This window comes from Salipiger mangrovisoli, assembly GCF_015223355.1.
In the GTDB taxonomy this organism is placed as follows: Bacteria; Pseudomonadota; Alphaproteobacteria; order Rhodobacterales; family Rhodobacteraceae; genus Salipiger; species Salipiger mangrovisoli.
Genome location: NZ_JADFFK010000002.1, coordinates 114,550 through 126,361, shown reverse-complemented (window position 1 = coordinate 126,361; position 11,812 = coordinate 114,550). Strand labels below are relative to the sequence as shown.

Here is an 11,812-nt window from a genome sequence, read left to right as displayed (position 1 = left end):
CATGCTCGTCGCGCTTGTCGCCAAAGACAAACCCGGTGCTCTCGATGTCCGCAAGGACACCCGCGCCGAACACCTTGCCTATATCGAACGCACCGGCGTCGTGGCACAGGCCGGCCCGCTGCTGGATGACGCCGGCGAGATGGCAGGCAGCCTGGTGATCCTCGACGTCGCCGACATGGCCGCGGCGCAGGACTGGGCCGACAAGGACCCCTACGCGCTGGCGGGCCTCTTCGAAAGCGTCACGCTGACCGCCTGGAAAAAGGTCATCGGGTGAGCCGATGAGATACTGGCTCTTCAAGTCCGAGCCCTCGACCTGGTCCTGGGAGGACCAGGTCGCCAAGGGCGAGACGGGCGAGGAATGGGACGGCGTGCGGAACTACCAGGCGCGCAACTTCATGCGCGAGATGACGCTGGGCGACCGCGGCTTCTTCTACCATTCGCAAAGCGAGAAGGCGGTGGTGGGCATCGTCGAGATCTGCGCCGAATCCCACCCCGACAGCAAGGCCGATGATCCGCGCTGGGACTGCGTGGACATCAAGGCCATCGAAAAGCTGCCGCGGCCGGTGACGCTCGACGAGATCAAGGGCGACCCGGCGTTGTCCGAAATGGCGCTGATCAAACAGTCGCGCCTGTCGGTTCAGCCGGTCAGCGCGGCCGAATTCGCGCATATCTGCGCCAAGGGCGGCCTGAAGGGCTGATCCAGCCCGCAAACCGGCTAGGCAGCGCGCCGCCTTTGCGGCAGGCTTTTCCGCGTGAGCGAGGGAGGCCGCTATGGAATTCATCAGCGTGATCGTCGCGGCACTGGCCGGATGGCTGTTCGGCGCGGGCTGGTACATGACCCTGTCGAAACCCTGGCTCGCAGCCTCGGGCATCGACTGCGACGAGACCGGCAGGCCAAAGAACGCCAGCCCGCTGCCCTTCGTGCTCTCGGCCATCGCCATGCTGCTGGTGGCAGGCATGATGCGGCACATCTTTCACGAGGCGGGCATCGTCACCGCCGGGGCCGGGCTGCTTTCGGGGCTCGGGATCGGGCTGTTCTTCATTTCGCCCTGGATCATGATCAACAATGCCTACGGGCAGCGACCCTTCAGGCTGACGCTGATCGATGGCGGCTACGCCACCTTTGGCTGCGCGGTGATCGGCCTGGTGCTGGCGCTGTTCTGAAAGACCGACGGGCAGGCGCAAGGGCCGGAAAGCAAGACAGGAGTCCAGCCATAGGCCGGACCCCTGCACCACCCCGCGTGCTCCCACGCACGTTCCGGAGGAACTGGACCCGACCGTTCTGGCCGAGTCCCATCATCCCACGCCCGGCCAGCCGGAGCAAAGACCAACTGCCTAGAATTCGATGCGTCGCTCAGGCGTAGACGCTGTCCTTGCCGAAATGCTTCACCAGCATGTAGTAGACCACCGCCCGGTACTTGTTGCGTTCGGAGCGGCCGTAGGTCTCTACCACCGCGTGGATTGCATCCATCAGCTCCGGCCCGTCGGCGAGGCCCAGTTTCTTGACCAGGAAGTTGTCCTTCACCGTCTCGAGCTCATGGTCCTGGCTGGCGGCCACGGTGGCTGCATCAGCGTCGTAGATCGACGGACCGCAGCCGATGGTGACCTTGGTGAGCAGGTCCATGTCGGGTTCCATGCCGCATTTGTCGCGCAGATCCTCGGCGTATTTCTCGATCAGCTCGTCTCGCTTGCCCATGTCGCTCTCCTCTTGGACGGGGTCCGGCGGCGCAACGCCACCGTCCCTGCGCGAACTATAGTCAGCCTTGATTGTTGATAAAAAGAAGAAAATCGTTCTCTTTTTCTGCACAGCCGACCCACGCGCCTTTGCGTTAACCTTTTTTTAGTGACAAAGCCGTGATGCCGCCCGCAGCATGGGCGCGTGAGTGCATTGCCATCCAGACCCGGAAAACGGGCATCGCAATGGGCTCTCAGGACGCAGAAACCGGGGAAATCCAATGGCAACAGAGACGTTTGTCGTCGCCTATGAAAACAAGGAAGGTGATGACGGTCTGCTCGATTACGCAATCGCGCGGGCCAAGAAGGACGGTGCGGCCCTGCTGCTCGTCCATATCCTGGAATGGTCGCCCTACAAGTTCCTGACTCCTCAGGAAATCGAAGAGCGCCATGCCCGCCGCAAGGAAGAGCTGACGCGGGCCAAGGAGGTGATCCTGGACCCGGCGCTGGCCAAGGTAAGCGCGGCGGGACTGCAGGCGGACTGCCGCATCCGCTACGGCTCCGTGGTGGAGCTGGTGGCCGAGATCGCCTCGGAGGCCGGCGCAAGCATGATCTTCGTCGGCCGTTCCGGCACGCAATCCATGACCGCGCGCATCTTCGGCTCCGTGCCGCTGGGGCTCGCGCAGATTGCCCCCGTGCCAACAGTCATCGTCCCCTGAGCCGCAGGAGCCCCACATGAAACCCATCCAAGTCATCCCCCGTGCTGCCCTGCCGCTGCTCGGCGCGGCGCTCGCCGCCCTGCCCGCCCAGGCGCAGGAGACGGCCCACAGCATCGACGAGAAGATCAACGAGGTCGTCGGCAACATCACGGGACCGTTCGTCAACTTCATCTTCGCCCCCTTCCCCGGCACCTCCTTTCCGTGGATCGTGCTCTGGCTGGTGATCGCGGCGACGATCTTCACGCTCTATTTCGCCTTCGTGCAGTTCCGCGCCTTCCCGCATTCCATCGCGCTGGTGTCGGGCAAGTATTCCGATCCCGATGACGCCGGAGAGGTCAGCCACTTCCAGGCCCTCGCCACGGCGCTCTCGGGCACCGTCGGGCTTGGCAACATCGCCGGCGTGGCGGTGGCCGTGTCGATCGGCGGGCCCGGCGCGACCTTCTGGATGATCCTCGCAGGCCTCATGGGGATGGCGTCGAAGTTCACCGAATGCACCCTTGGCGTGAAGTACCGCAACGAATACGCCGACGGCACCGTCTCGGGCGGGCCGATGTACTACCTCAGCAAGGGCATGGCCGAACGCGGCTTTGCCGGTTTCGGCAAGGTCCTGGCGATCTGCTTCTCGATCGTCTGCGTGCTTGGCTCGCTGGGCGGCGGCAACATGTTCCAGGCGAACCAGGCCCACGCGCAGCTGGCAAATATCTTCGGCGACTATCCCGGATGGATCACCGGGGTCATCTTCGCCGCCATCGTCTTCGCGGTGATCATCGGCGGCCTCAAGAGCATCGCGCAGGTCACCGAGAAGATCGTGCCCTTCATGGGGGTGCTCTACGTCGGCACCGCGCTGATCATCATCGCGATCAACTACGACCGGATCGGCTGGGCGCTTGGCCAGATCTTCGACGGTGCCTTCACCGGGCTCGGCGTCGCGGGCGGGCTCGTCGGTGCGCTGATCCAGGGCTTCAAGCGCGCCGCCTTCTCCAACGAGGCCGGCGTCGGCTCGGCCGCCATCGCCCACTCGGCGGTGCGCACCAAGGAGCCGATCACCGAGGGCTTCGTGTCGCTGCTCGAACCGTTCATCGACACGGTGGTGATCTGCACCATGACCGCGCTGGTCATCGTGATCACCGGCGTGCTGCAGGTCGACGCGGAGACCGGCCAATACATCTGGAACGCCGAGCTGGGCCGGGTCGAAACGCTTGGCGATGTCTCGGGCGTGGCGCTGACCTCGGCGGCCTTCGGATCCGCGATCAGCTGGTTCCCCTACGTGCTGGCGCTGGCGGTGATCCTCTTCGCCTTCTCGACGATGATCTCCTGGAGCTACTACGGCCTCAAGGCTTGGACATACATGTTCGGCGAGGGCAAATTCCAGGAAGTGAGCTTCAAGGTCCTCTTCTGCCTCTTCGTGATCATCGGCGCCGCGATGAACCTTGGCCCGGTCATCGACTTCTCGGATGCGGCGATCTTTGCCATGGCCCTGTTCAACATCATCGGCCTCTACTTCCTGATGCCGATCGTGAAGGCCGAGATGACCAGCTACACCTCGCGGCTGAAGTCTGGCGAGATCAAGCGCTACGCCTGACGGGCGTCACAACAACGCTCAAAGGGGCGCCCACGGGCGCCCCTTTTCCGTGTCGCGACAGCCTTACTTCGCGGCCAGCAGCTCGGGCACCTCGAGCAGGATGAACTCGTTGTGCGCCGCCTCGCCCGGCACCCGTCCGCCGGAGAACGGCAGGTTGTTGTCGTTGGCGACCATGATGTGCGTCTCGTCGACGGCGATCACATCCTCGATGGTGAAGAACGGGAAGCTGAAGTGGTCGCCGCCCGCGCCCATGCCATCGAGCGCTTTCGCGTCGGGGTCGGCGATGTTCAGCAGGTCGATCTGACCGATGCGGCGGATGAAACCCTCGCCGTCTGTCTGCGCCATGTCGACCAGCACGATGTTCTTCACCTTCGCAGGGTTCGGGTAGCAGCCGGCGGTCTCGGTCGAGCCCTCGGCACAGGCCATGGCCATGTCGCCCTCGCCGTTGTCGCGCTCGATGACCAGCGCGCGGGTCTCGTCGATGAAGTTGAAATCACCGATCGCGGTCGCGCCCTCGGCGAGCTGGAACTTCACGCTCTCCCCGGTCCATTCCCCTGCTTTCGGGTCGAAGGCGATGACCCTCAGGAAGGGCCCTTCGGTCTCTCCGCCCTCGATCAGGATCGGCTTTTCCAGCATCGCCCAGAGCAGGTTCGTGCCCGGCTGCAACGCCATGCCCTCATAGCCGCCCGAGCGCTGCACCTGGAAGTCGGTGCCGGCGGTCGCAGGAACGAAGACGCTGTAGGTGTCGGGCCCTTGCAGCTCCTTGCCGTCGAGCTCGGTGGCGAAGACCTCTTTCACAACGCCGTCGAGCCCGGCGCGGATGATGTAGGGGCCGAACTCGTCGCCGATCCAGACCTCACCGTCGAGCACCTGAATCGACTCGGTGTCGAAATCGGCGCCCGTGAGATAGCGGCTCTCGGTGCCTTCATAGGCAATGCGGAAGGGCACCTTGTGATCCGGGTCCGAGAGGAACACGGTCTCGCGGCGCTCCACCGTACCGGTCTCGAAATCGGGGGCCATGCGGTGGAAGAACAGCATCGCGTCGGGCGAGTTGCGCTTCGAGCCGAAGCCGTTGTCGGTCAGCGTGTAGATGCTTCCATCCTCGGCGCGGGTCATGGCAAAGCCGGACATGCCCTGCACCGGCTGGCCGATGAACGGTAGCGAGATGCCGGTGCCGTGGTTGCCGTAGTTCTTACCGGTGTTTCCCTCGACGCTCATCGCAGACTCGTTGCGCGCGGCCCCGGTGAACTTGCCCGAAAGCCAGGCGTCGCGCGGGGCATTCGCCGGCGGCTCGACCAGCGACAAGGCAGGCAGGTAGGCGTGACCGGCGAGCTTGGCCGGGAAGACGTCCTGCGCCATGGCGGGTGCGGCAAGCACGCTGGCGAGGGCGAGAAGGGACAGCGAAAGGCGCATCGGGATCTCCTCGAAGATGCGGTGGATGCGCCGCTGCTACGGGCCATGCGTAACGATCACGTGGCCGTGATGTGACGGCCGCGTGAAACCGCGCGCCCTTTCATCTTTCCCCGAATATGCGCGCCCGAGGCGTCCCCGCCCCGAATGCAAAACGCCCCGCCGGAGGGGCGGGGCGTCTGAAAGACCCTGAAACAGGGTCTAAATCAGTAGCGGTAGTGCTCCGGCTTGAACGGGCCCTCCGGCGTCACGCCGATATAGGCCGCCTGCTCGGTCGACAGCTTGGTCAGCTTGGCCCCGACGCGATCGAGGTGCAGGCGCGCGACCTTCTCGTCGAGGTGCTTGGGCAGGATGTAGACCTTGTTCTCGTACTGCGCGCCATTCTTGTAGAGCTCGATCTGCGCCAGCACCTGGTTGGTGAAGGAGGCCGACATCACGAAGCTCGGGTGGCCGGTGGCATTGCCGAGGTTCAGCAGGCGCCCTTCCGACAGCAGGATGATCTTGTTGCCCGAGGGCATCTCGATCATGTCCACCTGTTCCTTGATGTTGGTCCACTTGTGGTTGCGCAGGCTCGCCACCTGGATCTCGTTGTCGAAGTGGCCGATGTTGCCGACGATGGCCATGTTCTTCATCTCGCGCATGTGCTCGATGCGGATCACGTCCTTGTTGCCGGTCGTGGTGATGAAGATGTCGGCGTCGGCGACGACGTCCTCCAGCAGCACCACCTCGAAGCCGTCCATCGCCGCCTGCAGGGCGCAGATCGGATCGGCCTCGGTGACCTTCACCCGCGCGCCGGCCCCGGCCAGCGAGGCGGCCGAGCCCTTGCCCACGTCGCCGTAGCCGCAGACCACGGCGACCTTGCCCGCCAGCATCACGTCGGTGGCGCGGCGGATGCCGTCCACCAGGCTCTCGCGGCAGCCGTACTTGTTGTCGAACTTCGACTTGGTGACCGAGTCGTTGACGTTGATCGCCGGGAAGGGCAGCAGGCCCTTCTTCTGCAGGTCATAAAGACGGTGCACGCCGGTCGTGGTCTCTTCCGAAACGCCCATGATCGCTTCGCGGGTCTTGGCAAACCAGCCCGGCGAAGCCGCCATGCGCTTCTTGATCTGCGCATGGATCACCTCTTCCTCTTCCGAGGTCGGCACGCCCAGGTCTTCCCCCGCCTCGGCGCGCGCGCCGAGCAGGATGTAGAGCGTCGCGTCGCCACCGTCGTCGAGGATCATGTTCGCGCCTTCGGGGAACATGAACGAGCGGTCCAGGTAGTCCCAGTGCTCGACCAGCGTCTGCCCCTTCACCGCGAAGACCGGCGTGCCGCTTGCGGCGATCGCCGCGGCGGCGTGGTCCTGCGTCGAGAAGATGTTGCACGAGGCCCAGCGCACGTCGGCGCCCAGCGCCTTCAGCGTCTCGATCAGCACGGCGGTCTGGATGGTCATGTGCAGCGAGCCGACGATCCGCGCGCCCTTCAGCGGCTGTGCCTCGCCGAACTCGGCGCGGCAGGCCATCAGGCCCGGCATCTCGGTCTCGGCGATATCCAGTTCCTTCCGGCCGAACTCGGCCAGAGAAATGTCCTTGACGATGTAGTCTTCAGCCATGGTCCGGCGCTCCAATTCAAGTCTCGGGATTGCTGCGCGGGGTAGCATCCCTTGCCATGCCCCGCAACGTCGATCACTATTCGCGGCAAACAGAGGCATAATCTTCAGCAGGACGAGCACAGCGTGGACCAGCCTGTTCCCAGCAATGCCTACGGGCGCTACTGCCTGCCCGAAGGTCTGGATACGCGCCCCGCGGTCAAGGCGGTGCGGGCCGGCGAGGTCTACGAGCCGCAGACCATCGCCTTCATGCGCGCCCACGCGGGGCACGGGGACGTGGTCCACGCCGGCACCTTCTTCGGGGATTTCCTGCCCGGCGTCGCGGCGGCGCTGGCCCCCGGCGCCAGGCTCTGGGCCTTCGAGCCCAACCCCGGCAGCTACGCCTGCGCGGTGGAAACGCTCCGGCTCAACGCGCTCGAGAATGTCACCCTGACCAATGTCGGCCTGTCGAACGCCGAGGAGACGCTGCACTTCCGCACCCATGACGAAGAGGGCGCGCCGCTCGGCGGCCTCTCGCATGTCACCGAGGCATCCGGCCCCGGAGTCACCCCGGTGCAGGCGGCGATGCTCGACTTCGCGATCCCCCGCGAACGCCAGGTCTCGATCCTGCAACTCGACGTCGAGGGCCACGAGAAGCGCGCGCTCAAGGGCGCCTATCACCTCATCCACCGCTGCCGCCCGATCCTGATCCTCGAGAACCACGGCAACGAGACCTGGATCCAGCGCACGTTCCGCGGCCTCGGCTACCGGGTCTGCGGCAAGCTGCACGGCAATTTCGTCTACGCCACGGAAGACCTCGAACTTTGAAGATGCCTCTCAAGTCCAAGCCCCCCCGCGCCTGGCAGCGCATGCTCTCCGGCCGCCGCCTCGACCTGCTCGACCCCACTCCGGTCGACATCGAGATCGAGGACATCGCCCATGGGCTCGCCTTCGTCGCCCGCTGGAACGGCCAGACCAAGGGAGACTTCCCCTATTCCGTCGCCGAGCACTCGCTGTTGGTGGAAACGCTGTTCTGCCGCCTCTGTCCCGGCGCCAAGCCCGCCGAGAGGCTCTTCGCCCTGCTGCACGACGCACCCGAATACGTCATCGGCGACATGATCTCTCCGGTGAAGGCGGCCGTCGGTCCGGGCTACGGCGAGCTCGACGCGCGGCTGGCGGCGGCGATCCACATCCGCTTCGGCCTGCCCGCCGCCCCCGCCCTCCGCCTCAAGAAGCAGATCAAGAAGGCCGACAACGTCTCGGCCTGGATGGAAGCCACCCAGATCGCCGGCTTCTCCGAAACCGAGGCCTCGCGCTTCTTCAAGCGCCCCGAACCGGCGCTGATCGCGGGGCTCGACATCCACCTGCGCCCGCCCGTGGAGGTGCGCCGCGCCTATACCGCGCGCCACGCAGAGCTACTGGCCGAGCTGTGAGCGCGCCGGTCACCGTCCGCCGCGCCGGCGCGCTCGACGCGCGGCCCATGGCCGAGCTGCTCAACGAGGTGATCGCCCGGGGCGGCACCACCGCGATGACCGACCCGGTGAGAGCAGAGGATTTGCGCGCCTGGATGCACGCCCCGCGGGCCATCTGGCATGTCGCCGAGGACGAGGCGGGCGCGCTGCTCGGCTTCCAATGGGTCGAGCCGCACCCGAAGCTCGGCGCCAGCGTGGCCCAGATCGCCAGCTTCGCACGGGTCGGGCGCACCGGCCTCGGCATCGGCTCGGCACTCTTCGAGGCCACCCGCGCCGCCTGCCGCGCCGAGGGCTACGCCTGGATCAACGCCGAGATCCGCGCCGACAACGAGGGCGGTCTGATCTACTACCAGAGCCGCGGCTTCGAGGATTACGGCCATATCCGCGACGACCGTCTCGGCGACGGCCGCACCGTGGACAAGGTGCTCAAGCGCTACGACCTCTGACCCCCTCCGACCCCCAAGAAAGCCGCGCCCCTTGCGGCGCGCGGCCCCTGACTTCTTCTAGGCAGAAATATCCCCGCCGGAGGCCAGCGCCCGCAGGGCGCTCCCGCTCACTTCGGCGAGCGCTTGGCGAGGATGCGCTGCAGCGTCCGGCGGTGCATGTTGAGCCGCCGCGCGGTCTCCGAGACGTTGCGGTCGCACAGCTCGTAGACCCGCTGGATGTGCTCCCAGCGCACCCGGTCGGCGCTCATCGGGTTTTCCGGCGGCGGCGGCAGGTCGTCGCCGCGCGACAGCAGCGCGTTGGTGATATCGGTCGCATCGGCGGGTTTCGACAGGTAGTCGGTGGCGCCGATCTTCACCGCGGCCACCGCCGTGGCGATCGCGCCGTAGCCGGTCAGCACCACGATGCGGCTGTCGGGGCGGCGTTCGCGCAGCGCTTCCACCACGTCGAGCCCGTTGCCGTCCTCGAGCCGCAGGTCGACGACCGCATAGGCGGGCGGCCGGGCCTTGGCGATGGCCAGGCCAGCGGCGACCGACTCCGCGGTCTCGACCTCGAATCCGCGTTTTTCCATGGCCTTGGCCAGGCGCTTCAGGAAAGGCTCGTCGTCATCGACCAGCAGAAGCGAGCGATCATCGCCCAGATCGTCTTGTGTCAGTTCCGCCACGGGGGCCCCCGTCCTATGGACCGGCTTCAAGCGCCGTATGAGAATTTCTCTTATCCCGCCCGCGACATGCGGTCAAATCTCGGACGGGATCCTTGGCTCACATGTGGTCGATGAAGCAGGCGGCGCGCTCGGCCAGCCGCTCTGGCGATACGTCCCGGCGGAAGAACTCGGCGAAGCCGCTGCCGGGCAGCACCAGGTAGGTGAAGGCCGAATGGTCCACCGAATAGAACTCGGGATCCTCGTCGTTCTTCTTGTAATAGACCCGGTAGGCCTGCGCCGCCTGCGCGATCTGCGCCTCCGTGCCGCTGAGGCCAAGCATCTTCTCGTGGATGTTGGCGGCATAGGCCCCCATCACCTCGGGCGTGTCGCGCGCCGGGTCGACCGTGATCATCGCCGGGGTCACGGCATAGCCCTTCTCGGCCAGAAGATCGACCGCATCGGCGTTGCGGACGTTGTCGAGCGGGCAGATGTCCGGGCAGAAGCTATAGCCGAAATAGAGCAGGGTCGGCTCGGTGATGACCTCGGCATCGGTGACCGTCCGGCCGTCGGGCAGCACCAGCTCGAAGGCTCCGCCGATGGCACCCGCACCGCCGGCCACCGCGCCCTCGCGGCAGTCGGCAAAGGCATCGTCGCCGCGCCCCCATTGCGTCGCGACCCAGATCCCGGCCGAAAGCGCAACGAGCCCTCCGGCGGCGACGATGGCGACAAGCGTGGCGGGTTTCATGGCGGTCTCCTTGCGGGTATGTGGGGCGAGTATGCGGGGCGGGCATGCGGGATCGATATCGTGGCGCGACGGATTGCAAATCCCCGCCCCGGACATAACACTCCCAGACCTAACGATTGCCCTCCGGGGATCAAGCAAAGACCGCACGGAAAAAGAAGGCACCGGCATGAGCCCGACGGACCAAGTCCTGCCCTGGCAGGGAGAGCGCAGCACCTTCATCCGCCTGCGCACCATGATCCTGCTGCGCTGGGTGGCGATCGTCGGCCAGATCGCCGCGCTGGTGGTCGCCCAATCCATCTACGACCTGCAGCTGCCGCTTGGCCTGTGCTACCTCGCCGTGGGCATCTCGGTGCTCGGCAACCTTGTCGCCAGCCTGATCTTCCCCGAAACCAAGCGCCTGTCGGAAGCCGAGAACTTCCTGATGGTGATGTTCGACCTGCTGCAACTGTGCTTCCTGCTCTATCTCACCGGCGGGCTGCACAACCCGTTCTCGGTGATGGTGCTGGGGCCGGTGACCGTTTCGGCGGTGATGCTGTCGCTGCGCTCGACCATCGTGCTCAACGTCACCGCCTTCCTGCTGATCTCGGGCATGGTCTTCTTTCATGTCCCCCTGCACACCTTCGACGGGCAGGTGTTGCAGATTCCCGATCTCTTCGTCTTTGGCCAATGGGTCGCGGTGGCCATCGCGCTGGTCTTCCTGTCGGTCTATGCGCGCCGGGTCACCACCGAGATGAACGCCATGTCCGACGCGCTCAACGCCACGCAGATGGCGCTCTCGCGACAGCAGAAGCTGAACGACCTCGGCGGCGTGGTGGCGGCGGCGGCACATGAGCTCGGCACGCCGCTGGCAACCATCAAGCTGACCTCGGCCGAGCTGATCGAGGAACTCGACGACCGCCCCGAGCTGCAGGAGGATGCGCGGCTGATCCGCGCGCAGGCGGACCGCTGCCGAGACATCCTGCGCTCGATGGGCCGGGCCGGGAAAGACGACCTGCACCTGCGCCGCGCGCCGCTGACCGAGGTGATCCGCGAGGCCGCCGAACCGCACGAGAACCGCGGCAAGCTGGTAACGCTCGAGACGATCGACCAGACCGAGATGCCGATGCCGCAGATCCTGCGCCACCCCGAGGTCATCCACGGGCTTCGCAACCTCGTGCAGAACGCAGTCGATTTCGCCCGCAGCCGGGTCTGGATCGAGGCGGGATGGGACGCCGAACGCATCACCGTGCGGATCATCGACGACGGGCCGGGCTTTCCGCCGCAGCTGATCGGCCGCATCGGTGACCCGATGATCCGCCGCCGCCGCAACGAGGCCGAGCGCCGCGCCCGCCCCGAGTACGAAGGCATGGGGTTGGGTCTGTTCATCGCCAAGACGCTGCTGGAGCGTTCCGGTGCCGAGCTGAGTTTCGCCAATGGCTCGGACCCGACCACCCCGGCCCCGCCCGGCACCCGTCGCGGCGCGGTGGTCGAGCTTGTCTGGCCACGAGAGACCATCGTCGCCCCCGATCTGCCGCCCGGAAGCGCGATTGGCGACAACCCCAGCTTCGACGGCTGA

General features: G+C 66.1%; 14 protein-coding genes. 9 read left to right on the top strand and 5 right to left on the bottom strand.

Annotation, left to right across the window (positions count from 1 at the left end):
* Position 1: 1 nt before the first annotated feature.
* The 3 genes from IQ782_RS04035 (at position 2) to IQ782_RS04025 (ending at position 1,164) form a co-directional block, all read left to right on the top strand.
* Entirely contained in the window at positions 2–274 is a 273-nt protein-coding gene (locus IQ782_RS04035; protein ID WP_194133336.1) for a YciI family protein, read from the top strand.
* A gap of 4 nt (positions 275–278) precedes the next feature.
* The gene (locus tag IQ782_RS04030; protein WP_194133335.1) at positions 279–698 is read left to right on the top strand and encodes an EVE domain-containing protein; all 420 of its coding nucleotides are present in this window, start codon (positions 279–281) and stop codon (positions 696–698) included.
* 73 nt (positions 699–771) lie between these two features.
* Positions 772–1,164 (top strand): DUF1761 domain-containing protein, encoded by a 393-nt coding sequence (locus IQ782_RS04025; protein ID WP_194133334.1) that lies wholly within the window; start codon positions 772–774, stop codon positions 1,162–1,164.
* 190 nt (positions 1,165–1,354) lie between these two features.
* On the opposite strand, the gene IQ782_RS04020 is transcribed toward IQ782_RS04025, so the two are convergent.
* Complete coding sequence (locus tag IQ782_RS04020; RefSeq protein WP_194133333.1) at positions 1,355–1,696, bottom strand: DUF2853 family protein; 342 nt, start codon at positions 1,694–1,696, stop codon at positions 1,355–1,357.
* Positions 1,697–1,955: 259 nt separating this feature from the next.
* Here IQ782_RS04020 and IQ782_RS04015 point away from each other — a divergent pair, with 259 nt between their 5' ends.
* Both IQ782_RS04015 and IQ782_RS04010 read left to right on the top strand, forming a co-directional pair.
* Positions 1,956–2,393 (top strand): universal stress protein, encoded by a 438-nt coding sequence (locus IQ782_RS04015; RefSeq protein WP_194133332.1) that lies wholly within the window; start codon positions 1,956–1,958, stop codon positions 2,391–2,393.
* A gap of 16 nt (positions 2,394–2,409) precedes the next feature.
* Positions 2,410–3,975, top strand: a complete 1,566-nt coding sequence (locus IQ782_RS04010) for an alanine/glycine:cation symporter family protein (RefSeq protein ID WP_194133331.1) — start codon at positions 2,410–2,412, stop codon at positions 3,973–3,975.
* A gap of 63 nt (positions 3,976–4,038) precedes the next feature.
* Here IQ782_RS04010 and IQ782_RS04005 read toward each other — a convergent pair whose 3' ends face one another.
* Positions 4,039–5,388 carry an esterase-like activity of phytase family protein gene (locus IQ782_RS04005; RefSeq protein WP_194133330.1) on the bottom strand — a complete coding sequence of 450 codons (1,350 nt, stop codon included), beginning with the start codon at positions 5,386–5,388 and terminating at the stop codon, positions 4,039–4,041.
* A gap of 203 nt (positions 5,389–5,591) precedes the next feature.
* Entirely contained in the window at positions 5,592–6,977 is a 1,386-nt protein-coding gene (ahcY, locus tag IQ782_RS04000) for an adenosylhomocysteinase (protein WP_194133329.1), read from the bottom strand.
* 123 nt (positions 6,978–7,100) lie between these two features.
* Here ahcY and IQ782_RS03995 point away from each other — a divergent pair, with 123 nt between their 5' ends.
* The 3 genes from IQ782_RS03995 to IQ782_RS03985 are packed head-to-tail and all read left to right on the top strand — an operon-like array spanning position 7,101 to position 8,871.
* On the top strand, positions 7,101–7,781 hold the full coding sequence (locus IQ782_RS03995; RefSeq protein ID WP_194133328.1) for an FkbM family methyltransferase: 681 nt from the start codon (positions 7,101–7,103) through the stop codon (positions 7,779–7,781).
* A 2-nt stretch (positions 7,782–7,783) separates the two neighbouring features.
* Positions 7,784–8,386, top strand: coding sequence for an HD domain-containing protein (locus IQ782_RS03990; protein WP_194133327.1), 603 nt, complete (start codon positions 7,784–7,786; stop codon positions 8,384–8,386).
* Positions 8,387–8,433: 47 nt separating this feature from the next.
* Entirely contained in the window at positions 8,434–8,871 is a 438-nt protein-coding gene (locus IQ782_RS03985) for a GNAT family N-acetyltransferase (RefSeq protein ID WP_194133524.1), read from the top strand.
* Between the two features lie 107 nt (positions 8,872–8,978).
* On the opposite strand, the gene IQ782_RS03980 is transcribed toward IQ782_RS03985, so the two are convergent.
* Both IQ782_RS03980 and IQ782_RS03975 read right to left on the bottom strand, forming a co-directional pair.
* On the bottom strand, positions 8,979–9,533 hold the full coding sequence (locus IQ782_RS03980; RefSeq protein ID WP_194133326.1) for an ActR/PrrA/RegA family redox response regulator transcription factor: 555 nt from the start codon (positions 9,531–9,533) through the stop codon (positions 8,979–8,981).
* Between the two features lie 97 nt (positions 9,534–9,630).
* Positions 9,631–10,257 carry an SCO family protein gene (locus IQ782_RS03975; protein ID WP_194133325.1) on the bottom strand — a complete coding sequence of 209 codons (627 nt, stop codon included), beginning with the start codon at positions 10,255–10,257 and terminating at the stop codon, positions 9,631–9,633.
* Between the two features lie 166 nt (positions 10,258–10,423).
* On the opposite strand from IQ782_RS03975, the gene regB reads away from it, so the two are divergent.
* Positions 10,424–11,812, top strand: a complete 1,389-nt coding sequence (gene regB / locus IQ782_RS03970; protein ID WP_194133324.1) for a sensor histidine kinase RegB — start codon at positions 10,424–10,426, stop codon at positions 11,810–11,812.